The sequence below is a fragment of the Listeria fleischmannii subsp. fleischmannii LU2006-1 genome (assembly GCF_000344175.1).
GTDB classification, from domain to species: domain Bacteria; phylum Bacillota; class Bacilli; order Lactobacillales; family Listeriaceae; genus Listeria; species Listeria fleischmannii.
This window is the reverse complement of sequence record NZ_ALWW01000043.1, coordinates 1-24,720: the sequence shown is the minus strand read 5'-3', so window position 1 is coordinate 24,720 and position 24,720 is coordinate 1. Positions and strand designations below refer to the sequence as shown.

Annotated in this window: 22 protein-coding genes; 15 read left to right on the top strand and 7 right to left on the bottom strand. The window is 36.0% G+C overall.

Annotated elements, in window-relative coordinates; genetic code table 11:
• Positions 1-108 precede the first annotated feature (108 nt).
• Complete coding sequence (pbpD1, locus tag LFLEISCH_RS11680) at positions 109-1,449, top strand: D-alanyl-D-alanine carboxypeptidase PBPD1 (protein ID WP_007476748.1); 1,341 nt, start codon at positions 109-111, stop codon at positions 1,447-1,449.
• 34 nt (positions 1,450-1,483) lie between these two features.
• Here the strand turns inward: pbpD1 and LFLEISCH_RS11675 are convergent, their stop codons facing one another.
• Positions 1,484-1,879, bottom strand: a complete 396-nt coding sequence (locus LFLEISCH_RS11675) for a hypothetical protein (RefSeq protein ID WP_007476746.1) — start codon at positions 1,877-1,879, stop codon at positions 1,484-1,486.
• A 73-nt stretch (positions 1,880-1,952) separates the two neighbouring features.
• Positions 1,953-3,992 carry a hypothetical protein gene (locus LFLEISCH_RS11670; RefSeq protein WP_007476744.1) on the bottom strand — a complete coding sequence of 680 codons (2,040 nt, stop codon included), beginning with the start codon at positions 3,990-3,992 and terminating at the stop codon, positions 1,953-1,955.
• A gap of 527 nt (positions 3,993-4,519) precedes the next feature.
• Between LFLEISCH_RS11670 and LFLEISCH_RS11665 the strand changes: the two genes are divergently transcribed.
• Positions 4,520-6,775, top strand: a complete 2,256-nt coding sequence (locus tag LFLEISCH_RS11665) for an immunoglobulin-like domain-containing protein (protein ID WP_007476742.1) — start codon at positions 4,520-4,522, stop codon at positions 6,773-6,775.
• A 381-nt stretch (positions 6,776-7,156) separates the two neighbouring features.
• Here LFLEISCH_RS11665 and LFLEISCH_RS11655 read toward each other — a convergent pair whose 3' ends face one another.
• Together LFLEISCH_RS11655 and LFLEISCH_RS16535 are read right to left on the bottom strand one after the other, a co-directional pair.
• Entirely contained in the window at positions 7,157-7,843 is a 687-nt protein-coding gene (locus LFLEISCH_RS11655; protein WP_420912442.1) for a PhzF family phenazine biosynthesis protein, read from the bottom strand.
• Entirely contained in the window at positions 7,833-7,955 is a 123-nt protein-coding gene (locus LFLEISCH_RS16535; RefSeq protein ID WP_007476737.1) for a PhzF family phenazine biosynthesis protein, read from the bottom strand. The genes LFLEISCH_RS11655 and LFLEISCH_RS16535 overlap by 11 nt, the downstream gene beginning before the upstream one ends.
• Positions 7,956-8,233: 278 nt before the next feature.
• Here LFLEISCH_RS16535 and LFLEISCH_RS11650 point away from each other — a divergent pair, with 278 nt between their 5' ends.
• The 3 genes from LFLEISCH_RS11650 to LFLEISCH_RS11640 all read left to right on the top strand — a co-directional run bounded on the left by LFLEISCH_RS11650 (position 8,234) and on the right by LFLEISCH_RS11640 (position 9,483).
• Positions 8,234-8,629: a VOC family protein gene (locus tag LFLEISCH_RS11650; protein WP_007476734.1), complete on the top strand. Its 396-nt coding sequence runs from the start codon at positions 8,234-8,236 to the stop codon at positions 8,627-8,629.
• Between the two features lie 19 nt (positions 8,630-8,648).
• A complete protein-coding gene (locus LFLEISCH_RS11645; protein WP_007476732.1) occupies positions 8,649-8,948 on the top strand; it encodes a hypothetical protein in 300 nt (99 codons plus the stop codon).
• Between the two features lie 103 nt (positions 8,949-9,051).
• Positions 9,052-9,483, top strand: a complete 432-nt coding sequence (locus LFLEISCH_RS11640) for a pyridoxamine 5'-phosphate oxidase family protein (protein ID WP_040504850.1) — start codon at positions 9,052-9,054, stop codon at positions 9,481-9,483.
• A 668-nt stretch (positions 9,484-10,151) separates the two neighbouring features.
• Here the strand turns inward: LFLEISCH_RS11640 and LFLEISCH_RS11635 are convergent.
• The 3 genes from LFLEISCH_RS11635 to LFLEISCH_RS11625 all read right to left on the bottom strand — a co-directional run bounded on the left by LFLEISCH_RS11635 (position 10,152) and on the right by LFLEISCH_RS11625 (position 12,658).
• The gene (locus LFLEISCH_RS11635; protein WP_007476728.1) at positions 10,152-11,402 is read right to left on the bottom strand and encodes a serine hydrolase domain-containing protein; all 1,251 of its coding nucleotides are present in this window, start codon (positions 11,400-11,402) and stop codon (positions 10,152-10,154) included.
• A 432-nt stretch (positions 11,403-11,834) separates the two neighbouring features.
• Positions 11,835-12,236, bottom strand: coding sequence for a hypothetical protein (locus LFLEISCH_RS11630; RefSeq protein WP_007476726.1), 402 nt, complete (start codon positions 12,234-12,236; stop codon positions 11,835-11,837).
• Between the two features lie 206 nt (positions 12,237-12,442).
• On the bottom strand, positions 12,443-12,658 hold the full coding sequence (locus LFLEISCH_RS11625) for a zinc ribbon domain-containing protein (protein ID WP_206538452.1): 216 nt from the start codon (positions 12,656-12,658) through the stop codon (positions 12,443-12,445).
• An 833-nt stretch (positions 12,659-13,491) separates the two neighbouring features.
• Between LFLEISCH_RS11625 and LFLEISCH_RS11620 the strand changes: the two genes are divergently transcribed.
• The 10 genes from LFLEISCH_RS11620 (at position 13,492) to LFLEISCH_RS11580 (ending at position 24,703) form a co-directional block, all read left to right on the top strand.
• Complete coding sequence (locus LFLEISCH_RS11620) at positions 13,492-13,992, top strand: AcpB/EbpR/MafR family transcriptional regulator (protein ID WP_007476722.1); 501 nt, start codon at positions 13,492-13,494, stop codon at positions 13,990-13,992.
• 55 nt (positions 13,993-14,047) lie between these two features.
• On the top strand, positions 14,048-14,944 hold the full coding sequence (locus tag LFLEISCH_RS11615) for a hypothetical protein (RefSeq protein ID WP_007476720.1): 897 nt from the start codon (positions 14,048-14,050) through the stop codon (positions 14,942-14,944).
• A 320-nt stretch (positions 14,945-15,264) separates the two neighbouring features.
• Positions 15,265-15,639 carry an LPXTG cell wall anchor domain-containing protein gene (locus LFLEISCH_RS14765; protein ID WP_159099771.1) on the top strand — a complete coding sequence of 125 codons (375 nt, stop codon included), beginning with the start codon at positions 15,265-15,267 and terminating at the stop codon, positions 15,637-15,639.
• 1 nt (position 15,640) lies between these two features.
• The gene (locus tag LFLEISCH_RS11605; RefSeq protein WP_007476716.1) at positions 15,641-16,654 is read left to right on the top strand and encodes a WxLIP family cell surface protein; all 1,014 of its coding nucleotides are present in this window, start codon (positions 15,641-15,643) and stop codon (positions 16,652-16,654) included.
• The gene (locus LFLEISCH_RS11600) at positions 16,654-18,654 is read left to right on the top strand and encodes a pectate lyase-like adhesive domain-containing protein (protein ID WP_007476714.1); all 2,001 of its coding nucleotides are present in this window, start codon (positions 16,654-16,656) and stop codon (positions 18,652-18,654) included. The genes LFLEISCH_RS11605 and LFLEISCH_RS11600 overlap by 1 nt, the downstream gene beginning before the upstream one ends.
• Before the next feature lie 44 nt (positions 18,655-18,698).
• The gene (locus LFLEISCH_RS11595) at positions 18,699-19,457 is read left to right on the top strand and encodes a WxL domain-containing protein (protein WP_223196437.1); all 759 of its coding nucleotides are present in this window, start codon (positions 18,699-18,701) and stop codon (positions 19,455-19,457) included.
• Positions 19,458-19,834: 377 nt separating this feature from the next.
• Positions 19,835-23,578, top strand: a complete 3,744-nt coding sequence (locus LFLEISCH_RS14760) for an immunoglobulin-like domain-containing protein (RefSeq protein WP_007476711.1) — start codon at positions 19,835-19,837, stop codon at positions 23,576-23,578.
• A 69-nt stretch (positions 23,579-23,647) separates the two neighbouring features.
• Complete coding sequence (locus tag LFLEISCH_RS15405) at positions 23,648-23,809, top strand: hypothetical protein (protein WP_159099770.1); 162 nt, start codon at positions 23,648-23,650, stop codon at positions 23,807-23,809.
• Between the two features lie 2 nt (positions 23,810-23,811).
• Positions 23,812-24,117 (top strand): DUF4352 domain-containing protein, encoded by a 306-nt coding sequence (locus LFLEISCH_RS11585; RefSeq protein WP_007476709.1) that lies wholly within the window; start codon positions 23,812-23,814, stop codon positions 24,115-24,117.
• A gap of 226 nt (positions 24,118-24,343) precedes the next feature.
• On the top strand, positions 24,344-24,703 hold the full coding sequence (locus tag LFLEISCH_RS11580) for a hypothetical protein (protein ID WP_007476707.1): 360 nt from the start codon (positions 24,344-24,346) through the stop codon (positions 24,701-24,703).
• The last annotated feature ends 17 nt before the right edge of the window (positions 24,704-24,720 follow it).

Sequence of the window (24,720 nt, the reverse complement as noted above, 5' to 3'; positions counted from 1 at the left end):
TGATTAAAATAAAAAAGAACTGCGTGATATTTCCGTAAGTCTAGTAAATAAAATTAAATTTAGAGAAAACTGGTTCGAACCAGTGGTTGAATAAAGGAGAAGGATAGAGTGAAGAAATTTACAAAAAAAATCGGCGCTATGTTAATGGCTGGAACGATTGCAATTAGTGGACTATGGATGAGCCCAAGTTTAGCCCAGGCGGCAGATGCACCAAATGTAAACGCAAGTGCAGCCATTTTGATTGAAGAAAGTACTGGAAAAATTTTATATTCGAAAGATGCCGATAAATTGCTAGGTATTGCGTCTATGACGAAAATGATGGATGAATACATTCTCCTAGAACAGATTCATGACGGAAAATTAAAATGGGACGATAAAGTTAAAATTTCTGAATACGCGCATAAAATTTCGCAAGATACAAGCCTTTCAAACGTACCACTTCGCCTCGGTGAGGAGTACACGGTCCAAGAATTATATGAGGCGATGGCCATTTATTCCGCAAACGGTGCTGCTATCGCACTTTCTGAAAAAATCGCTGGTTCCGAAGGTAAGTTTGTTGAAATGATGGATAAAAAAGCGAAAGAATTGAAACTAGGCGAGCATAAATTTGTAAATTCAACTGGTTTAAACAATGAAGATTTAAAAGGTATGGAACAAGTTGGAACAGATAAAGACGAAAACCAAATGACGGCACGCGGTATGGCGAAACTTGCCCAACATCTTATGGATGACTATCCTGAGGTTTTAAAAACGGCGAGCATTACTAAAAAAGATTTCCGTCCTGGTACATCTGATCGTATTGCCATGAGTAACTGGAATTGGCTTTTACCCGGACTAATTTACGGTCGTGAAGGGGTTGACGGTCTTAAAACAGGTACAACAGACTATGCGGGCATGTGTTTAACCGCGACAGCTAAGCAAAATGATATGCGTGTTATCTCGGTTGTGCTTCATGCAAACGGCGGAAAAGGAAGCGGACAGCACAATAGCGCACGTTTTGATGAAACGAACAAAATGCTGGATTACGGATTTAATAACTTTAAAGTCCAAGAAGTAGCAGAAGCAGGCACAGCAGTGAAAGATCCTAAAACCATTAATGTGGTAAAAGGGAAGGAAGATACAGTGGGACTTGTAACAGGAGAAAATGCAAAACTCGTTGTCCCTATTTCAACTGGCGATGCCAAATTGGATAGCAAAGTGAGCTTAAAAGAAAAAAGCATTGATGCGCCCGTTAAAAAAGGCACAGAAGTAGGCACCATGACCGTCGCGCTTAAAAATGGCGATAAGTTGGGCTATGTGGACGGCACGGAAGCCTTAACCATTCCAGTTGTAACAAATGCAAATGTGGAAGAGGCAGGCTTTTTTTCACAAAGCTTAAGCGCAATTGGCGGTTTCTTCCAAGGCGTGGGCACTTATGTTTCTGACGGTGTTAAAGGTTGGTTTAATTAAATAAAAAAAGCTGAAACAGTTAAACGAAACTGTTTCAGCTTTTTTTTATTTCCCCCCTAGCTAAAATTTTAGGGGCTGGTTTTCGTATGGAATAAATATCCTGAGGTTTTTCAAGCGGACGCTCAGTTGGTGCGTTTGTAATATCTGTGGAACGTATAACCGCAAACGGCGCTTTAGGCGCTAATTCTAGAATATGATATCGTTTTATATGGCTTAGTTCAACTACATAAGGCGTTACATCTACCAAATCATTATACGTATAAAAATCTGTAGGAAGAATGCCGAAATAAGCGGCAATTTGCGCGCGTTTTTTCCTTCGAATCCAGTTGTTTCGTATACCGATAACAAGGAAACCTAATGCTAGCCAAGAGAGACCAAATAAAGCAACGACATACCAAAAACCAATGGATGCTAACATAGATTCGTTCATGCTGTTCACTACTTTCTGATTTACTTCACCTGGCCTATTGTACCTGTTTTTTTTGAAATCTGCAAACTGAATTTTAAAATTGGCTGTAGCGCACAATAATTGCGTCGCCGTTTGCTTCATCATATTGCGCCCAAACGGTATCGCCGTTTTGTAGGCTTGCAGCGGGCTCTATGGTTGTATTTGCAATAAATTTTTGGCCATTAATCAGAAGTTCAACACGTGAGACAGGGCGCTCTCCTCTCGTGTAGCCAAAATACGACACGGAAGTTATTGTGGCGGAGCCCTCTTTTTTCTGGCTCAATCGTTTTCTACGTGAAAAATCTTCCTGCGTGATTTGAACGGGAATAACCATCCCAATTTGAACTGTCAGCCCGGTAGGTATAAATTGACTGTTTTGAATCATAAATGTGCTATCTTCTGCTTGAACGCTTATATCTATAAGTACCAACGTATAATTTGAAATGGCGCTAGAAATTGTTTTTAAAGACGTCACTGTACCTGTTAACTCCAACATGTCTTCCTTTTTATAATCTGTATTGTAGGCAAGCAGGCGCGTGATGCCACCGGTTTCCAGTAATTCAGCAGGCTTGCCTATTTCGAAATAGAAGCCAGTTGGTTCAACAGCAGGCACCTTATAAATTTTTGAACCCGCCTGAAATTCAAGTTCTACAACTGTACCGCGACCTACTGCACCATATGAACGGACGGCGGCTAGGCGGGCACTTATCATGCGTTCTTCAGACACGGGTTCGTTTTCATTCACTAAAATCGCCTTATTTTTCCGCGGATTATAGCGAATCATCACTTGTCCGCCAGCGGAAATTTGGCTTAGGCTAGATATAACTTGATGGACTGTTATTTCCCTTGCTTCTCCTTTGTAAAAAAAGCGCAGTAAAAAACGAACTCTTGGCTGATTATTAATATAGGTGCCCGTCTCATTCGCGGACAAAATCGTAGCTTGTAAAAGAATCGATTCCGCCCGATTTTTCCTTTTAAACGGCCGTGAGACGATTGGTATAACAAAAGAAAATAACAGGAAGAAGACCGAAATGATGACCCAAATAAGCCAGTTAATCGATAAAGCCGGTGAATCTTTTAGGAATTCAATAAATAACATCCATTTTGCGTCTGCTGAAGTTTTGAATGAGCTGATTTCTTTGGCTGTAATCGAATTTGTCTTCCCTGTTTTGACATCTAAAACGGCAGCCATTTTACCAGAAGCATCAAAATATACATTATTTTCGTTTTCATTTTTATAAAAATAAGGATTGAGGCTTGTAATATCGGCGTAGGTTGCGTGCTTGAACATGGAACTAATATCTAATAAGCGATGGTTTTGTTCATTGTATAAATAGGCAATTAATTTCCCGTTCTGTTCATCTTTTTCAGTAGACCCAATGAGCAGACTTTCCGCCTGATTTAACGGGTGGATTTTTGCCTGATATAAGGGTTTAGGTGTTTTAAGCAGTGTCTCTTTTGAAGTTTGATTGGTATTTACTTGATAAATTTGTTTGGGATAATTTGTGCTTACCACAAGCATTTGGTTTTGATTTAAATGAGTGCTTTCTAAAAATTGTTTTTCCATGTTTCGTTCATCTGTTTCGCGGCTTATGGAATATGTATTTTGTGTATTTAAGATGCCGCTAAGTTGAACCTTTGAATCATCTTTTAAATTAGCGTTCCAGTAAGGAACAAACGTTGTATCATTTAATTTATTAAAGGAAATATTTGTAGGCCTTGCAGAAAGGCGTTTATCATTTGCTAAATCTAAAATAGTCACTTTGCCGTTATAAACTTGGATATAGTATTGTTGTTCATCGTTTTTGGCATAGGCGACTAGGCGGTCACGATAGTTATATGTATTCGTTTTTAAAAAGCTTTCTAAAGCTACATTTTGCGTCTCTAAATTGGTCGTATGACCGTTGCTGTCAATTTGTTTTAATTGAAGTTTGTCTTCTTGATTTTTGATAGCGAGTATAAACGCGCCGTTTTGATAACTTGGCACGACTTCTTTAAAAATATTTGTTGCGAGTGGAATCTCTTTTTCGACTTTTTGGTTACCCATGTCGTATAACTTCGCGACAAGTTTGTCATTATCTGGCACGACGAGCATCTTTTTACCTTTATCCAAGAAAAGAAGGTGTTGGGCATTTTCTAGGTTCTTTTTTTGCTCGGTTTGGTAATCTTGAAAACTGGTGTAGACGAAGATGGATAGAACAATTACGGGTAAAAGAAAAACTAAGCTAAAACTCCTTTTTAAAAAATTTATAGTAAGCGCCTCCCTTTTGGCAGTTAAGATATAATGAACAATCTGATTTTTATTATACTACAATATGTCAGTAGGTTGGGGAAAAGCAGAAAAATAAGAGATTTTTTTTAAAAATGCTCTTGTATCAATGGTTTTAATAGAGTTGATTTATACATAAAAATAGCTAAATTTTATACTTTTTAACAAAAATAATGGTTGTTTTGTTAAAAAGTTCACTAAATCGACACATTTTAAACTAATTTAGTAGTTTCAATGTATAAAAGTATCAAATCCATTTTTAGTGGAGTTATGTGAGCGGAAATGGTATTGATAAATGGTATATAGCTCGGTATATTAAATTTTGTCTTATGATTTTCTCGAGGAGGACTATGATGAAAAAAATTTTTTGTATCTTGTGTGTAGTGGCTATATTCTTTATTTCCCTTACACCGGCATTAACTGCAAAGGCAGCATCGGGAACTTATAGTGCTGGATTATCTGTTAAATCGACGGTATATCCGGCTGAAACAGAAAAATCTCTTCGTTTTTACCCCTATACGGACGATGACACGCTTACATATAAAGGGAAAATGACAATGCGCGGTAATTTTAAAACATGGGGAGAGACCATTCATTTAGATAAAAACAATAAAATTGAACTTATCAAGGAAGCGGAAATTGTCACATCTGGTGGTGTGTCTGCGGCCGATATCTTAGTGGAATATTCCAATGATGGCATTCATTTTCAAACAGATACGCCTAGCCCGGCAAACCCTTATACTTGGTACCGTTTTACTGTGAATCAAGAGGCACAATGGGATACAACTTTGCAAAGTGTATCGGTTTCAGTGCAGGCCAGAAGTACCGACAAAGAAGCGCTAAATGAAGGTGATTTTGATCAAACGACGGGGCATCAGGCGGAAGTGGTTTATTTTGCGACTGGGCGTGATGATAATCTGTCATCTTCGTCTAATTTATCAAGCCCACCTAAGGTTTTATTTTATAACCCAAAAGTTTACGGGCAAGCGTTTGAACGCGTGACGACTGAGCACGGTATCAAGACTTCTTGGAACGAACCTAGTTTAAACGACCCTTATGTACCAGGCATTCAAGTTGTTTTATATGATAAAAATAACAATGAAATTGGGCGCACGATGACGGATCAAAACGGCTACTATGAGTTTGATAAAATTACTAAAACAAATGTATATCAAACGACCTTTCATGACCCAAGCAATCGCTACTATTCAAGCTTTGCCATGCGTTCATCAGACCCTGCGACAACAGCTCCGGATGATTATGCCTGGTATAGTTTTGAAGGTGATAGTAAAACGCTATCCGGCATTCAATATCTTTATGCTAGTCCGCAAAATAAACAACTCCGTAAAATTGAACATTCCGTGGAAGCAGAAACGCAAGATATTTATTATCGGATTGGTGATACGATTCCCAATTTACGTGCTGGAATTACGAAAGCGTATGATAAATTTGAAGGCGATTTAACACAATTTCGGCTGTTTCATTCGCAAGACGGATACTTGTTTTCACCGTATAGCGCGAATATAAACTGGAACGTGCCGGGTGTTTATCCCGTTAAAGTGGGCATTCGTAATATGAATGCGATTTTTGGTTATGGTAACTGGGATAGCTCTGTAGCGGACGTTTCCTTTAATGTTATTGTGACTAAATCGCTGCCACCTGAAATCGAAGCGGATTCCCGCGAAGTCTACATCGGCGAAAATTTTGACCCGATGGAAGGGGTTCGTGCAACAGATCCGGACGATGGTAGTGACTTAACTGCGGATGTTTTAGTCGATGATAGTGCGATGGATTTACGGGCTGTTGGAAAATATCCGATTACGTATCGTGTGACGGATAAGGACGGCGACAAAGGAGAGAAGACGGTCTATATTTCAGTGCGTGATTTTGTCATTCAGGCACAAGACGTCAAACTTCAAGTTGGTGATGCTTTTAACGCGTTAGACTATGCGACGGCAATGGATTCGACTGATGGGGATTTGACGAGTCACTTAAGTGTAAAAGAAAGTAATGTCGATACGCACAAAGCGGGCACCTACCAAGTAACATACGCTGTCACGAATTCAGCTGGTCGCACGATTGAAAAAACAGTGGATGTCATTGTTCAAGATAAAATGGTTCCGCCTGTTGATTCAGACGCGCCAAGCATCCATGCTCGAAATGTTTCACTTTTTGTAGGGGATACGTATGATCCTTTTTTGGATATCACTGCGTCAGATAAGGTGGATGGTGATTTAACGAATGCCATTACCATCAAACAGACAGATGTCGATACAAGCCGGGCAGGTGTTTACCATACGACTTATCAAGTAGAAAACAAGGCAGGGAAAGTGGCAACAAAAACCGTCCAAGTCATCGTAAGTGAAAAAGTAGCCCCTTTAAACCCGCTTACTCCGGAAAAAGTGGATCCTAACACGCCAAACGAAAAAATAGATATTGTTTCGGCGAAAGCGGAGGTAAACAAAACGGCAGAAGCAAATTCAAAAGTCGTAACATCAAAAGAAAAGCTACCTCAGACGGGTGATTTTACAGGTGAAAAGACCGTTTTAGCAGGACTTCTAATTGTCTTTTTAGCAGGCATCTTAATACGCACAAAACGATTGCATTAAAAAAATAACCCCATCTGCTAAATTGATACACTCCCCATAAAGTAGACACTAGAAAACAAAAAAATCTAGTGTTTTTATGGGGAGTGTATCAATACTTTGTTAATGCCTCATTTTTTTAAGTACAATCAAGGTATAGAAAAAGGTATTTTTCAAAGTAGAAATGAGATAGTGCAAGGCGGCCCGATTAGTATATATAGCCTCTTCGTAACTATTGTCCAAATTCTACTTCAACCAGATTGCTATCATAGAATGGGAGTAATCATTTCTGCTGAAAAGGATTGAAAATTAGATAGGATAAGCCAAAACCACTGTACAATGGTTTTATGGCTTGGTTTTATTTCCTATCATTTTTTTAGATGTTAGCCATGATAAATGGCGATCTTATAAATAAATAAATTCGTTAATCTGGGCTTTGGCGTAAAGAATAGCTTTTCCACCAATTTTGACACGATTTGTCTTATTTTCGCAGTACAAAATACCTGGTCTAGAAGAAAGTTGCTTGGCAAGCATAACGTCTTTTTTGAGCTTCTGCGCCCAGTAAGGAATAAAATTGGAGTGAGCAGATCCGCATACTGGATCCTCATTTACATTTAACTTTGGGAAAAAAGTTCTTGAAACAAAATCAAACTCTTTGCCTGGTGCGGTGACTAGGACACCTATTCCTTGTGATAAACTTTTCATGCGAGTAAAGTCAGGCATAAGATTTATCACTTGTTCTTCGTTCTCGAAAATGAATACAAGATCTCGGTCTAAATAAGCGGCAGATGGTTGAGCGTTAAGAGCTAGTTCCATGTCAGCTGATAATTCGATTTTGCTAGGCATCAGTTTTGGGAAATCCAAATAAATGATTTCGTCCTCTCTATTCACCATAAGCTGACCACTTTTTGTATTAAAAACCAAGGGGTCTTTTTTGTTTATAAAATCATAATATTCATGATAGAGCACATGTGCAGCGGCTAGAGTCGCATGCCCGCATAAATTAACTTCTCCCCCAGGAGTAAACCAGCGTAAATCAAATTGGTTGTTATTTTGAACTAGAAAAGCAGTTTCTGATAAATTATTTTCTATCGCTATTTTTTGGCATTAATTCATCAGTTAGCCAGCTATTTAACACAAAAACTGCAGCAGGATTGCCTTCAAAAGGTTTACTTGCAAAAGCATCAACAATAAAATAATTCATGTTATCTCACCTCGATTAAGTATTGATAAAGCACACTTTACATAGGAAATTAATAAGCTGGAAAACATATTATGAAAGTTCTTTTATAGGAATATACTTTATCTCAAATGATGGAATTCGTCTATATATAAGAACATCCAAAAAATTCACTTTCTTAGAAAAAATTGACCTAGTTATATGGGGAACTAATTGGTAAAGTTATGAAATAGAATACATGTATGTCATTCTAATTGACAAGCTCTTAAAATGAAAATAAGTGCTTCTTAGGAGGAAAAGAAATGCCAGAAGTTAAAATGACTTTTATCAATTTGCCTGTAAGAGATTTAAATGAGTCCATTACTTTTTTTACTAAAATGGGGTTTAGCTTTAACCCAGAGTATACAGATGAAAATGCGACTTGCATGATTATTAATAAAACAACCTTTATTATGCTCTTAGTTGAGCCCTTCTTTAATCAATTTCTTACGGATACAAAGGTTTCGGACTGCAAAACGACAACATCCGTTATAACCGCCCTTTTAGTTGACTCAAAAGAAGAAGTGGATTCACTCTATGGAAAAGCTCTTCAAGCAGGAGGTGAGGAAGGGAACTGTTTAGATGGAAATGGAATGTATAATAAAAGTTTCCGTGATTTAAATGGTCATGTTTTCGAGCTAGTTTATATGAATAATTAGTAATAGAAAGGAGCTAAAAATGATACGTGTAGATTTTTTATATAAGGTCAAAACCTCAGATTTGCCGCAGATGATGAAAAAATTTGAAGAATCGATCCAAGCTGAATTTCAATCCACACCCTCTAATGTGAAAATTGAAATGGCATTTTATAAGGAGAACGAAACTACTCTTATCTCTTTAAATATTTATTATAACTCTGAAAAAGATTACGAGTTACGAACAAAATTTGAGAGAAGTCAGCAAGGATGGTTAAATATTTGGTTTAAAGAAAATGATATTTTTGAACTTGTTTCTCAAAATGTATTTTTTGTCCAGTAATAATTAAGAATGCCGAATCAGACTGTAAATAAACAAAAATTTTCTGATTGACAGGACACGTATGGTGGCAAATAAAGTAAATTTATTTGGAGGAATTTTAATCATGAAAAAAGCTTTTTTAGAATATCATAACTATCAACTGGCAACAGTATCCTCAGTAGATGAAATGACAAAACCGAATGTACGCACTGTTCATGGTGTAGAAGTTGCGGGAGAATTTATCTTTACCACGGGAGCCTATACAACAAAATACCAAGAAATAAAGGCGAACCCCAATATTGAATTTTATGTGCTGGATTTTAATAAGGAAAAAGAAACTTTTAAACAATTTAGAGTACATGGTATTGCAAAAGAAACAACTGAAATATCGAAAGAAGATTACTGCATAGCCTATTTAAGAAAGTATCCGTATCGAGAAGATTTTGTGAAAAATAGAATGAACTATTTTAAAGGGGAGGAAAATCGTCTTTTCACACTTGAAATGACCGGGTTCATAGTCGAAACACCCGGAGGAAATCGTGAACAGATTATTTAAATTAAAAGACAAGCTCGTGCCGCTCAAGTTGGAAACTTACAATGTTTCCTCCATATAATGGTAAAGAACTTTTGCAATAACCAACCTTAAAAGTGGTCAAATACAGCGTGTTGGTGTAAAAGGGATGTCTGGTTATATCTTCACAAACAATGCTAAAAAGCACCTATCTCGCTTCATTATCAAAAAAAGTATCTCCTCTAGGATACGCTCTCGGATTAAAGTCATTAATTTGGAATAACTAATTTTTTGAAATTCATGGTTCAATTTAGTTTCATCTATAAAATAATAATATCCACAACCTCCAAAACAGGTAGTGGACTTATTTTTAATAAAAACCATGCTATTTTGGTTGCTCTTCGCTAGGCATCGTGGTTTATTTATCAACTTAAAAGAAATACAACACTTGCTCGGTTCGATCTCATGATTGTACTTATTAAACTTTCTAACTATTATTTGCTTCGACCGCTGCCGTATTATAAATCCCACTATAAGAGAGAGTCATGCTTGAAGACTCTCTTATATTTATTATGCCACGGTATAGACAGAAGTTTTAACCTATCTATATGCGTAGGCCTTGAATGATAATAATACAGATCTTGTCTTATACATTTAATTAGGCGATATCACACAGCATCAAAATCTATCTTGTAAAGGTTACACGTTCTATATCATCTAGTCCTTTGATTAATCTCGCTTGATAGTGCAATGGCTCTTGCCATAGTTAATTCGTCGTTCCCCCCCGTACAAAACCAAGCTATCACCAAATCTCTTGAAGGAGATACATATAGCCCTTGACCGCCAACTCCTTGCTTATAAAAATCGCCATCAGAAAAAACGGCATCCCATTGATTACTATTTGTTATAGCTGATTCATCTAGCATTCCTAACATCTCTTTTCCTATAAATCCTTTCGCGTAACGCTCAAGATTTCCACTCACCTGCAATCTCCGGATATAATCATCTGGTACGATTTTTTGGCTAGATACTTTATTCCAGCTCGGGCTGAACATCAATCCATATCTAGCAAAGTCTCTGAGAGTAGAAGACATGAATCCAAAAGACATAGGATAGCCATCGGGATTAACAGACACATAGGCATCCGCTTGTGCGCCAATATTTCTCCATATTTTTTCACTGAGAAATTCAGCCAAGGGCTTTCCACTAACTTGTTCCACCATCATTTCTAAGACCCATGTATTTATCGAATTATATTCAAACACTTCTCCTGCTGGTTTAGTTCGTTTCATTTTCCGTAGTACTTCTGACACAACAGATTGCTGGTTATTATCGTTAGGAAAAATCCCCATTGAGACTGCCCACTGAAACCACCCTCTATCTGGATTAGTCCGTGAATCGTCTAAAATATCGTCATGTTCTGTAGAATCAAGACCTGTGGTCATATCCAAAATATCTTGTACTCTTACAGACTCCCAAACCGATTGACTTAATTCTGCCAAATAGTCAGTCACTACATCTTCAAGATTTATTTTCCCTTCATCTACTAAGAGGCCTATTAAAATTGACACAATAGTTTTGCCACAAGAAAACCAATTATGCTTATCAAATGGTCGCATTGTCTTGTATGCCTCATGCACAATTACTCCTTCCTGTACAATAACCATAGCATCCATAGGATAACAATCAAAATGCTCATTGACAGTCTGTATTCCTTGCGATTTATGTGTATACATTATTTCGCCAATCCCTTGTTTAATATTAATAGACAATTCACTGATTTGTCCATCTCTTAATACCATCGCGCAGCGTTGGTTTCTAGACATATTTTGCCATAGATAGGCTGTCATAGAGGAGGCTTGTTGTATATCGGGCTGGTTTTCCACTTTTTTAAAATAAGCTTGTATATTTCTAATTTCTTCAATACTGATATCTGCGTATAGATTCGTATTATTCTTGTTCATTTTTAATATTCCTTTCTGCTGTTATTTAAATTTGTCCACAACACTCGCAATAACACAACCATAAATGATTCGTACCAAAAAATCATCATTCTTTTGCAAATCTATTAGCTTATTGCACATTTCATCGATATCCATTTTGCACTACCTTTTATCAAATAAAGAGCTTTTACCATTATGAAAAAGCCGTTTTTCATTTTAACTCCTTCTGTTACAAAGACAGAACTACATCAAGTCCAGGTCCGAACAATAATGTAAATAGTATACCCAGCATAAAAATCAGTCCGTAATATTTCTTCTGGACCAATGTATCATTCTTTATGAAAATTATCCCTTATACCATGTTTCCTCCTATCAAGCGAAAGTGGGGTAAGGTTTGTCTGGACAATACCGTTCCCCATTTTCGTTTTGAATAACTGGGGCTTGCGAAAGACGTTAGGCTCTTGGTTTTTTTAGTAAACGATTAAGATTAGTTTCGAATAATTTCACTTGTTTTTGAATTTCTTCAAAATTTAACGCAAAACTATGATCTGAAATATTAAAATGAGCATAAAAGTGATTTTTTTTGTATTTAACCATAAGCGACGTTCTGATTGTTTCTTCGTTCGCATCTTTTATCGTGGTTGAATCATAAAAATACCAGTTTGTCTCACTAACGCTTTCTGCTTTATCTAAGTCGTGTAAAATGGTATCTATAATATCCTTTTGGACCATTTCTGTTAAATCTGCTAGAGAACCATACTCGTTATCTTGGTGCATTTCAACATCCGTATACCAAACATTTCTACTTGAGCGACCATCCACCGAATTGTATGTTTCATCATAAATTTTTTTCATTTTCATCTTGTCTCCTTTATAATCTTAATTTATTGCGACATAAGCTACAAAACCTTAGTAGATGGTACTTTGTTGTTTCTTTTTTTCTGCAAATTCACTTTTATATGCTGACAAATGTCCTCTTGCAAACCAGATTCGTAAAAGCTATTCTCTCTTTTATTTCCATCGTTCTAGCTTTTTCATAAATTTCTTCGTATACATCTTATTCAAAAATATTTTTGTACTTTATTTATATCAGATTCCTGAAATCTCTTTAAATTATATGCGTACATTTCATCAAAATTTAAATTCTGAGTCCATTCGCCATTTTGATAACAATGTTCGCAATATTTTATTGATTTAGTTCCATTTTTTTCAGTCCCTTCTAATGTACCTTTCCCAATTGGCATACCACAACTTTGACACTGGTTTGATTTCATCATATTACCTCTTCCGTATATATTTAGTTAATCTTTATTTGCATTTCTATTAGTAAGTCCATCAACAAATAGATATTAATTTCTTAAGCCCCACCAAAATGAATGGGGCTATGTTTAGTTCGTCAAATAGAATTAGGGGGTAATCATATTTGAGCTTTACTATCCTTTGTTACCTGTTATACTTTACAGATATATATAAAAGATAGTCCTTACCTAGGCAAGAATACTTAAGTTTAACACACATTTTGCTTTAAAATATGGCGTTTTTTCGAATGTTTTGTGACAATGATAAATTATAAATGTTTTAGATTTCCATCCGTAAGGCCTTCTTTGCTTTTGTTCTTCAGAGCACGACCATAGATGAAAAACCTGTCGGACAAATCCAAACACAATTCACGAGCCTTCAGCAAATCATATCTCGTTACAATCTAAGTCACAGAGTACTGTCTATAAGCTCTTACAGGAGCATCACGTTCAAAAATATACCGTTTTTGAGATGAGTCGATATGACCTTGAGACCATTGATGCTGTCTTTTCTCATTTTAAAGAACAGCAACAGCTCGCTATGGAATTGACAGAACAAGGCGAGTAGGGGACTACTAAATAGAATGAACCCTATACTTCTCCTTCTTGGAAAAGTTAATGACCATAGGAGCCTCGATACAGATTGCTAAAAGACCTCAAAAATACCCATGAATCTATCTCCATGGGTATTTTTAACAGTTTTTTCTATAATTGTGAGTGTCTTCAATTTCTCTCTCTCTAGTCGAGTGGAAGTTTTATTTAAGTACTGTTAGGGAAGTGATAAATAACATTTTAGAAAAGGGCGTGTTTACATGAATAGTACTCAAACTAGTCTCATCATACCAAAATCTTTACGGCGTCAAATCCAAATTTTAAATATTTTATTTCAAAGCAACTATTCATTAAATACTCAAGAATTAGCGCACAATTTAGATTGTACTGAAAAAACTCTTCTTAGTGATATCCGATATCTTCAAGAAATTTTGCCTTCGCCAATTTCAATCACGATTGATCGCTACAAATTAATAGACTTTCATACATCGGATAATCATATTTTCTATGAAACGATTACTGAAATGGTGAAAACCTCTCCATTATATCAGATTATAAAAGGAATCTTTCAAAACAACTTAATTGATTTAGAAAGCTGGGCAGACTATTTATTTTTATCGGATAAAACAATAAAAAGATATTTATTAAACTTGAAAAGTGTTCTAAAAAATTTTAACCTCCGATTGTCTATGCATCCGGTTAATTTATTGGGCAAGGAAGAGGATATTCGCTTATTTTTTTTTCCATCTTTTTTCATCTAGTGATTTAGGAATTGTTAAACCAGAAAAAATTTTTTATGAGCTTTCTCAAGAGCTTGTGAATGAGTTAGGAAAACAACTCCCTATATTAAAAACCCAACAAAAACGTTCCATCTTTTGGGCGCTTATTATTCTAACACGTATTGAAAATAAGCAATTTATCCAAACCTCCGTAAATGATGTTCGTAAACCTGAATATTTTTCTTTCTATAAAGAGGTACACAAAAAGGTGCTTCGAAAATATGGCTATGATGTTGATACTATTCCAGATATTGAATTTGTATTTGCTGATCGTATGGCACTTGATTCTGTGCTCTATTATGATGCAGCGACAAAATTAAAATTTTCAAGGGAAGAACTACCGGAAAGTGATTTTGAAATTGTTAGGGAAATATTAGATAAGAACTTTGACATTAATCCTGAACAGCATAGAGTTAGTTATCTCACACATTTATATTTTTTCGCCAATATTAGAACACTTTCTCAATTTACCCCGCTTTTTCAAAAGAATACCTTTGAGGTGAACTTGCTAATTAAGAAAAATCACCCAGAAATATTCGCAAAATGGATTTCGATTTTCAAAGGACTTAACCCGGAATGGCTAACTTTTATCCAACATACAGAGGATGTATGTGTTCGTTTAACCATGATTACTACATTATTTCTACCTACTAGAAAAAGTTATAGGTCCGTTTTAATTTTACTAACCGGGGATACTGTATTTGTCGATTATATAAGACGATTTTTAGCGGAAGGAATAGACTCTAATATAAGTTTAACCTATATATATGATAATAATATTAGCAATCTGCAAGTGGATAATGATAAATTTGATTTAATTATTACGAATAATTCCGCAGAATTTCCTTTTAGTACTACCAAAACACCTATTTATTCCATCTCTATGTTTCCGAATGAAAGTGAAGTTAGCCATATCCAACAACTCTTAAAATAAGTATAAATATTTCTGAGAATAGTTTTGGGTTAATGAAATAAGGTAGTTATACACAACCTTATTTTACAACTAAAATAACAGTCAACACTTAAGGCTTCATCAGAATAGGCACAAAATATATGATATTCATAAGGGAGAATATGTTTTCCAAAATAGATTAAGGCAATTATAAAACTTATTCGTTAATAATTTCACTTTATTGTGAATTTATTAACTTTCTTTTTTTTAAGAAAATTCATGTTTTACAAATTTTAGCTAGGGTAAACAATAGTACAGTATGAATTTACAACAAAGCGATTTTATAAATGAAAGGAGGGAGGATGATGAGGTTTTTATTTGTTAGTTTGATTTTGAGTATGGGGATTATAATTGTCAGTCCTGTACAGAGTATGGCCCAAGATGTAAATTCATATAATAGTAACGGACAAATAAGTTTCTATGGGAATAACTCTACTAATCCAGATACACCACCTAATATTCCGCCAGGAGATTCAAATGGAGGTGGCGTCGATAATAGTAGTGGTGGAAACGGTAATTCTGGAGGAGATACAGCGAATGGTGGAGCGTCCTCAGGGTTAGGTGGTTCTTTACCACATACAGGTGACACAGGGAATTTTATAGAGATAGTGAGTGGGATTGGATTGTTGTCTCTTTCTTTAATTCTTATGAGAAAGAGGGAACAGGAGGGATTTTAGCATGAAACACATAAAATTACTGATTATTTTACTGATAGGATTTATTTTTACAGTTAGTTATTCATTGACATCTCAAGCAGCGGAATTTAATTTTGGCGTAAAAACTGTTATCCCTGATAATCAAATTGATAAGGGAAAAACCTATTTTAATTTGCTAGTTAAGCCAGGTCAACAACAAGAATTGAAAATTCAATTGAATAATGATACAGATAAAGATGTCATTGTCAGCAATTCCATCCATACAGCTACAACGAATATTAATGGGGTAGTAGACTATGGAAAAGGCAAAAATAATACCAATATTGATTTGTCTAACAGGATGGAAGATATAGTAGACTTACCTGCAGAAATCACGATTCCTAAGCATGGGAAAACCGAGCTTACGCTTAAATTAAACATACCAGAAAAGAAATTTGAAGGTATGTTAGCTGGTGGAATTACGATTGAAGAGAAGGTGAATGAAACAAAGAAAGCTAAAACAAATGGGGTTCAAAATAGATATGCCTATACCATCGGATTATTACTTCAAGAAAATGAAAAATTAGATATCAAAGACAATCCAAAATTAGGTGAAGTGAAGCCTAGTCAAGTCAATAATCGAAATGTCATTTTAACGGATATTCAAAATGCTCTTCCAAAGTATATGAATCATGTAGCTGTTAGCGCGAACATCACAGGTGAAGGTAAATCAAAATCTGTTTACAGTTATGAAAAAAAGAAGATGCAAATTGCTCCAAATTCACATTTTTACTTTCCCGTTCCATTAATGGGTGAAAAGTTGAAGAGTGGAGACTATACGTTACATTTGAAATTGACTTCAGACGAAGGTAAATGGGATTTAACGAAAAATTTCAAAATCAAATCTGATGTAGCGAAAGCCTATAATAAAAAGGATAAATCAATCAAAGAGGATTCTAATTATATGAATTATATCTTGATTGGTATTGGTGTATTGCTGGTTGTGATTGGGACAATCATTATCTTCCAATTGAGAAAAAGGAAGGAGGGGAAATAATGAGAAAGATTTTATGTTTGATAATTCCTATTTTCTTTATCACTTCATTAACAACGGTACATGCGGCTGGACCAGAACAAAATCCTAACCAACAGCCATCAAGTGAAGTAGAACAAGATGCGCCGAATAAAGGTGTAGATGATTCTCAGAACGACGATGCTGTTAATCCTGAAAAATCTACGGATGAATCTAATAATATGAACGAAAAATCTGCAGATGAAAAAGTTGTTAATGATGTTGGAGATAAGTCATCTACTACTGATGAAAAAGTAGAAAGTACTCAAGAAGGAGAATCAGAAGTACAAGACAAAGAAAAGGAATTACCGAGCACGAAAAAAGAACAGCCACAGGCAAGAGCAGCTTTAGCAGGGGTCACGACCTATGACGAGTTTCGAACCGCGCTAAATGACAGCTCGGTGACGGAAATTTCTATCAGTGCTGATATTCAAGCACCAATAAGTGGAGGAAATGGAACGTATGATAATATACCAGCAAGAGATTTGGTTATTGAAGGGAATGGCCATAATTTAGACCTTCAAGATCGAGTTTTTGGTCGTAGTGCTGCGTCTGATGCAACGTTAACGATTCGAGATGCCAATATTTATGGGAGAAGCTTCTATGGACCTTTTGTATTAGCTAGTGGTTTAGGCCTTACACAAAGAGGAACTATTATTTATGAAAACGGAAGCTATACAGGTGGAGAGTTTGGTTATGCCAGTGCAAACGGGACATACAATTTAGCAGGAAGTTTTCAATATAATGGTGTGGCTTCCTATGTCAATCCGATAAATGGGAACACTTATAGTGTACCAAGCCCTACGCAAGCTGTATTCGAGGTTGGAAATGTTTCAGTGGCCCCGGGCGCTAATGTTACCTTGAATCCCTATACACATTCCATTGCGCAATCCAATTTTTTGGTAGATTCCAATAGTACTTTAACGATTAATCCAGGTTCAAGAACATCTACAGAATTGGGTGGAGTGCCACGAGGAGTTCTTGATGCCGATTCTTTAGCCATTAAATCAGGAGCAACATTAAATATTACAACTACAGATACGGCCAATGCCGGAGTTAGTGCGATTTATATGGCTAATGGTGCTGCCTTTACTGTAGAGGCAAATGCAAATGTCAATCTTCTTTACTCGAATCAAACAACGAGAACAAACCCTATTGTTAATAATGTATCAACATTGACAGTGGGGGAGGGCGCTAGTTTTACTGCTCAATCAGATGGGACGGGCAACCGGACAGCCATCGATTTGCGGAATTCTAGTTCTACGGTTAGCTTGAATAGTGTTGAAAAATTTGATTTAGATATGCGGAATAATTCCAATGCTAATTCGAGGGTTATGAAAGGAAGCGGTACGTTTACAGCTGATAACCATCTTGTTCGTGTATGGAACAGAAGCAATGTCTCAGATGCAGAAGATCAGCAATGGAATCCCATCGATTCGATGACAGCTGTTTATTCTAATAGCGTGACTAACTCTGTTACAGCCACTTCAAGTGTTCCAGATGTAGCGAGCGATTTTCAAGCCAATTATAAAATGGAAAATTATGGTAGAATTCTTTATACGCCTCCGGTAGCAGCAGGTGAACTCATATTGGAAGTACCAGAGACTGTTGATTTTGGAATTAACCAAATTGCAAATTCACCGCAAAAATATCCCGTTATTAATGATGCGGTAGTGAAGGTAACGGATACGCGAACAACGAAGAGTGAGTGGTCTTTAGCAGCGCAATTGACCACACCATTTGAGAACCAAACGGATGGAAATGTGATTGATGATGGTATCAGTCTACAAGATGGTGCCAATGATACGACTTTATTGGTTGGGACAGATTCGATTGTAAAGCAAGTGGACACGGGGGATGAGGAAACGAATATCAGCCTCAAACCGAACGCAAATCAAGGCATGTATCTTTCTACTCAACCTGGGGATATAACTGCAGGGAAGTATGATACCACTATAAAATGGACTTTACGTGATACGCCTTGAAAAAAGGCAAAAAATATGAATTAAAAGAGAGGAAAGTGGGAAAAATGAATAAATTAGGTATGAAAGTTATTGGAGGAACACTTTTAAGTACAACCGCATTATTTGGTCTAGGGCTACCAGTGAATGTGTTAGCGGCAGATGTAGCCACGTATAATTCAAATGGAATTGTTGAGTTTACACCGAATACGGATGTTACACCACCGGTGGATCCAACTGATCCAGATCCAAACAATCCGGTAGATCCGATTGACCCAACCGACCCTAATGGTCCAGATCCAGGTACGCCAGGGCCTCTAAGTATTGACTATGCATCAAGTGTTGATTTTGGAAAAATGAAAATCACGTCTACAGATCAAGTTTATAACGCAGCGGCACAACAATTTTCTGATAGTACTGACGGTCCAAACTATGTGCAAGTAACGGATAGCCGTGGTGGCGCGCAAGGTTGGCAACTGCGTGTCCAACAAGATGATCAATTTACGAGTACAAGTGGTAAGGAGTTGACTGGAGCAGAATTATCCTTTAATAACGGTGTTGTGAACTCCAATTCTGATTCACCAAAACCAACTGGAACAGCAAGCTTTACGCTAGTTCCCGGGGATGGTACAACATCTGGACCAGCTGAAATTGTAATGGATGCTGCACCTGGACAGGGGGATGGTACGCAAGTGCTTGCATTTGGGGATGATTCAACAAAGGCTGAAAGTGTCAAACTTTCTGTACCGGGTTCGACATCTAAAGTAGCAGAAGTGTATACAACTTCTCTTACATGGACATTGGCTGATTTACCAGCTAATCCTTGATTGACTGACTATGTAAAAAATATTGCTAAAAAAGTGCGCTTAGAAAATTTGTTCATAAAAAGCCATTTTCTCTCATGGACTCTATGAGTGGAAATGGTTTTTTTATTATATATAGCATGGTACCAATTAGTTACTTTTTTTGTTGAAGCTAACCATCTGTAAAAAAGTTATTAATATATGAAGACAGCATGATAATCAAGTAAAAGAACTGACAACTTTTTCTTCAGTATAGAAAAAAACGGCCTTTAATTAGGGTGAAAAGCTATTTACAATGTAACTATCGACAATAATTCAAACGTGCCTTAGAAAGGAGGAGAATAAAAAAGAGGTCCAATTATTAATCGATAGTAAAGCAATTAAAAGGAGAAGTTTAAATAATGAAAAAAGCAATCATTATAACAGCAACAGCATTAACTTTTACTTCCGTACTGTCAAGTCCTTTACAGGTACTTGCAGCGCAGACAACGGAAAAAGTGGAGTCTTCTAACAATGTGAAAACACCACGTGCAGTAGGGGTTGCAGAAGTTTCTACTGCGGCTGAGCTAAAAGCTGCGGTTAAAAATACTACGATTAATGAAGTGCAGCTTAAGAATGATATTACACTAACATCAGGGTTAGATCCTAATCATCCTGTGGTTATTAACGGTTTAAATCATAGTTTGGATATGAAAAATCATACTATCAACCCTACAAGAGCAGCAAGCAGTTTATACTTCAAAGATATAAATTTATTGAACGGTCAAGGTGGGGAAGTTGGTACACTGAATTTAGCTGGAACTATTCTGGCAGATGGAACAACAGATATTACGTTTGAAAATACGACACACGTAGGTAAAGAATTAGTAAACGCAAGAACAAAAACGATTACGTTTAAAGGAAACAATACATTCACAAATACCGGTTCTACAGAATATATGGCAGGTAAAAATGTCGTCGTGGAAGACGGAGCTTCTGTTTTAGTACAAGGTTCTAAAAATACAACGTGGGATGCACCGGTTATGAGTTTTGCATATGGAGGAAATGGAACATTCAAGATGGGAACAGATTCTTCCTTCAAGATTGATAATCCAGGACGTGGTCCAGCACTTGGACGTGTTTGGGTAGAAGCTAACGATCTAGATGTTTATCTAGGGGAAAATTCTAAACTAGATCTGAATTCAACAACAAATAGTTATACAGATTCACATGCATTAACATTTACAAAATTAATTGGTAACAAAGGTGCTGAATTCAAAGCATATTCGAATAATGCGGATGCAATTAAGGCAATCCGAAGCGGTTCGACCATTGATTTATCGCAAACCAAATTTGATATTAAAACAAATAATGGTAATAAAAACGCGACTGCTTTAACAGGGACTTCTACTATTCTATTTGACAATAAAGAAGTTTCTTCTTGGGCTAAAGGATTAGTGAACGGAAATCCAACCCAAACATGGAAGAATGTTCAAGCGGTAGCGACTTTTAGCAATAATAGCTTAAAAACGATCACTCCAGCCGATGCCCTTCCTAACTTCGATCTTAAATCATACGGACGTATTAGTGGATTAGGTGAAGCTGTAACGAATGAAAAACCCGTCATCAATGCGAGTGACAAAGAAATCACAGTAGGTGATAACTTTGATCCAAAAGCAGGCGTAACCGCAACAGATAAAGAAGATGGCGATTTGACATCAAGTGTCACAGTAAAATCCAACAACGTGGATACAAATACACCAGGCACTTATGATGTGGTTTATACCGTAACAGATTCAGATGGCAATACAACTGAGAAAACAATCAAAGTGACTGTTAAAGAAAAAGCAAGTAACGAAAAACCAGTCATCAATGCAAGCGACAAAGAAATTACAGTAGGTGATAACTTTGATCCAAAAGCAGGCGTAACCGCAACAGATAAAGAAGATGGCGATTTGACATCAAGTGTTACAGTAAAATCCAACAACGTGGATACAAATACACCAGGCACTTATGATGTGGTTTATACAGTAACAGATTCAGATGGCAATACAACTGAGAAAACAATCAAAGTGACTGTCAAAGAAAAAGCAAGTAATGAAAAACCAGTCATTAGTGCAAGCGACAAAGAAATTACAGCCGGTGATAACTTTGATCCAAAAGCAGGTGTAACCGCAACAGATAAAGAAGATGGCGATTTAACATCAAGTGTTACAGTAAAATCCAACAACGTGGATACAAATACACCAGGCACTTATGAAGTGGTTTATACAGTAACAGATTCAGATGGCAATACAACTGAGAAAACGATCACAGTAACTGTCAAAGCTAAAGAAGAAAAATATGACTTAACAGCAGATGATTATACAATTGATTTCCAAAAAGGTGTTGTTCATGGTACGCATTCCGATAATATCACGAAAGTTGAATTATGGGTGGATGGTGAACGTAAACAAGTTGGTCAAGTCAATGCAGATGGTACGTATGATATCTGGGCAGGAAATCATATTATTAGTAAAGACCAAAATGTAGTTGTAAAAGGTTACAATCAAGCAGGTGAAGAAGTCAAACAAGTTCCTGTAAACATTATTGATGCACAATATACATTAACAGCAGATGACTACACGATTGATTTGAAAAATGGTATGGTTCACGGAACACATTCTAATAACATTACGAAAGTAGAGTTATGGGTGAACGGCGAACGTAAACAAGTTGGTCAAGTCAATGCAGATGGTACGTACGATATTTGGGGTGGAATGAACATCACAGATATCAACCAAAAAGTAACGGTACGTGGTTATAATCAAAAAAATCAGATGGTTAAAGAAGTACCTGTTAATTTACATGCACCTATCGAAAAATATGACTTAACAGCAGATGATTATACGATTGACTTCCAAAAAGGTGTTGTTCATGGTACGCATTCCAATAATATTACGAAAGTTGAATTATGGGTGGATGGTGAACGTAAACAAGTTGGCCAAGTCAATGCAGATGGTACGTATGATATTTGGGCAGGAAACCATGTCATTAATGCAAACCAAAATGTAGTTGTAAAAGGTTACAATCAAGCAGGTGAAGAAGTCAAACAGGTCACTGTAAACATTATCGATGCACAATATACATTAACAGCAGATGACTATACGATTAATTTGAAAAATGGCATGGTCCATGGTACGCGTTCAAATAATGTTACGAAGGTAGAATTGTGGGTCGATGGCACAATGAAGCAAGTTGGCCAAGTCAATGCAGATGGTACGTACGATATTTGGGGTGGAATGAACATCACAGATATCAATCAAAAAGTAACGGTACGTGGCTATAATCAAAAAAATCAAATGATCAAAGAAGTGCCAGTTAAATTACAAGCTCCTTTAGAAAAATATGACTTAACAGCAGATGATTATACGATTGATTTGAAAAACGGCATGGTTCATGGCACACGTTCTGAAAATATTACAAAAGTAACATTAGTTGTAGATGGCGTGCAAAAACGAGTTGGTCAAATTAATGCAGGTGGAACTTATGATATTTGGGCGGCAGATACGATTACTAATACGAACCAAAAAGTATTTGTAAAAGGATATAACAAAGATGGTCAAGAAGTTAAATCTGTTCAAGTAAATATTAAACCCATTCCCTCAAGTATTACAGCAGACAGTTTTGCTGTCGGAAGTGATAACAATGTAGTAGGGCAAGTTTCTTCTAATGTTACAAAAGTAGTTTTAAGCACAAATGGACAAACTAGAAATGGGCAAGTTTCAGGTACAGGCTATTCAGTTTATGCAAAAGATCTCATTACATCCAAAGACCAAGTTGTTTACGTCATTGCTTACGATGCTTCAGGAGCTGAGGTTGCCCGTACAAAAGTGACTTTAACACAATCCGTGAAAGAAGTTCAGATTAGTGCAGATCCATATACATTAAATGATGATTTCATTATATTTTCTGTATCTGGTAAAGATAAAAATGATGTAACAAAAGTGGTTCTTATGGATAAAACGGATAATAAAGCTTTGAAAACAGTCTTAGATATTTCTGGTGGTAAAATATGGGCGAAAGATGCTATTAATAGTCAAAACATGAATCATGATTTACAACTTGTTGCCTATAATAACAATCAAGAATTAGCAACTACCAAAGTAACAGTTTCTTCAAAGTAAGTTAATCTGTTTCCTAGTGTGGTGAATCATCACACTAGGAAATAATATTATGAATAGAGGTAGATAAAGATGAAAAAGTTTTTAATGATTTCAGCTTCTTTACTAGTTGTAATTGGGCTTTCTGCCTGTTCAATGTCACCATCTAAAGATGATAGTAAAGAGAAGAACGATGAAAAAGTAGAATTAAAAAAAAGAAAAAAGTATATAGTGACATCAAAGTTACACCCCTAGCTATGAATATTGTAAAAGATGATAGTTACGGTCAAGGAAATGAAAAGCTATTTAAAATCAAAGTTAAGATGGAAAATCAATCAAAAGAATCCATTGGAGCAGGTGCTGCACCTTTTTATATGAAATCCGATGATGGAAAGAATATTTCATATGTTGGAGAACGAAATAAATTTGGACAAGAATTAAAGCCGAAACAATCTGTTGAAGGGGATATATATTATGTGTTAGACAGTAAGAAAAAATATACTTTTGTTTACAATCCTTCAGCTATTGGAATTTCAACAAAAAGTATGGAAAAAAGATTTTGATGCTAATGATCGTAAATTAACTTGGAAGATAGGGATACCTAAAGATAATCAGTAGAGTTCTTCTTGTGAAAAGGGGATAATAACTTCTTCGTTTTTGATAAAAAATCTGTAGTTTTAATTTAGTAGGATTATTTTAAGTTATTATGAAAAAAGTTAAAAATAAATACAAGTGGTCGCGGTAGGCGACCACATAAAACCTTAGAAGCAAATGAGAGGAAATAGTGAAATGCTAAATAAACAAAAAATTATGATGTTTAGTTCTGTTCATGTTTGGAACGACACAAGAATTTTTTATAAAGAAGCTATGACTTTGGCAGATAATGGTTTCACGGTTGAATTTTATGCGATTGACAATGGAATGAAGCTTATTGAATATCCCAATATTCATATTCATTTATTAAAAGTTAGTTCGTCCAAATGGAGTAGACCCAATCGTTGGCGGAAACTTTATCAAATTGCGAAAACTTCTGATGCCAAGTATTATCATATACATGATCCAGAATTACTTCTTCTTTATCCAAGATTAAAAAAAAAAAGAAAGAAAGAAGCTATTATGATTTATGACATGCATGAAAAATTTCCCTAAAGAATATCGAAAGAAAA

Coding starts and splice junctions, on each gene's coding strand:
- LFLEISCH_RS11585 (WP_007476709.1), top strand. CDS start 23,812: ATGAATATTGTAAAAGATGATAGTTACGGTCAAGGAAATGAAAAGCTA.
- LFLEISCH_RS11630 (WP_007476726.1), bottom strand. CDS start 12,236: ATGAAAAAAATTTATGATGAAACATACAATTCGGTGGATGGTCGCTCA.
- LFLEISCH_RS16535 (WP_007476737.1), bottom strand. CDS start 7,955: ATGAATTATTTTATTGTTGATGCTTTTGCAAGTAAACCTTTTGAAGGC.
- LFLEISCH_RS14765 (WP_159099771.1), top strand. CDS start 15,265: ATGATGAGGTTTTTATTTGTTAGTTTGATTTTGAGTATGGGGATTATA.
- LFLEISCH_RS11595 (WP_223196437.1), top strand. CDS start 18,699: ATGAATAAATTAGGTATGAAAGTTATTGGAGGAACACTTTTAAGTACA.
- LFLEISCH_RS11640 (WP_040504850.1), top strand. CDS start 9,052: ATGAAAAAAGCTTTTTTAGAATATCATAACTATCAACTGGCAACAGTA.
- LFLEISCH_RS11670 (WP_007476744.1), bottom strand. CDS start 3,992: ATGCTCGTCGTGCCAGATAATGACAAACTTGTCGCGAAGTTATACGAC.
- LFLEISCH_RS11625 (WP_206538452.1), bottom strand. CDS start 12,658: ATGATGAAATCAAACCAGTGTCAAAGTTGTGGTATGCCAATTGGGAAA.
- LFLEISCH_RS11665 (WP_007476742.1), top strand. CDS start 4,520: ATGAAAAAAATTTTTTGTATCTTGTGTGTAGTGGCTATATTCTTTATT.
- LFLEISCH_RS15405 (WP_159099770.1), top strand. CDS start 23,648: ATGAAAAAGTTTTTAATGATTTCAGCTTCTTTACTAGTTGTAATTGGG.
- LFLEISCH_RS11650 (WP_007476734.1), top strand. CDS start 8,234: ATGCCAGAAGTTAAAATGACTTTTATCAATTTGCCTGTAAGAGATTTA.
- LFLEISCH_RS11605 (WP_007476716.1), top strand. CDS start 15,641: ATGAAACACATAAAATTACTGATTATTTTACTGATAGGATTTATTTTT.
- LFLEISCH_RS11580 (WP_007476707.1), top strand. CDS start 24,344: ATGCTAAATAAACAAAAAATTATGATGTTTAGTTCTGTTCATGTTTGG.
- LFLEISCH_RS11620 (WP_007476722.1), top strand. CDS start 13,492: ATGAATAGTACTCAAACTAGTCTCATCATACCAAAATCTTTACGGCGT.
- LFLEISCH_RS14760 (WP_007476711.1), top strand. CDS start 19,835: ATGAAAAAAGCAATCATTATAACAGCAACAGCATTAACTTTTACTTCC.
- LFLEISCH_RS11635 (WP_007476728.1), bottom strand. CDS start 11,402: ATGAACAAGAATAATACGAATCTATACGCAGATATCAGTATTGAAGAA.
- LFLEISCH_RS11645 (WP_007476732.1), top strand. CDS start 8,649: ATGATACGTGTAGATTTTTTATATAAGGTCAAAACCTCAGATTTGCCG.
- LFLEISCH_RS11675 (WP_007476746.1), bottom strand. CDS start 1,879: ATGAACGAATCTATGTTAGCATCCATTGGTTTTTGGTATGTCGTTGCT.
- LFLEISCH_RS11600 (WP_007476714.1), top strand. CDS start 16,654: ATGAGAAAGATTTTATGTTTGATAATTCCTATTTTCTTTATCACTTCA.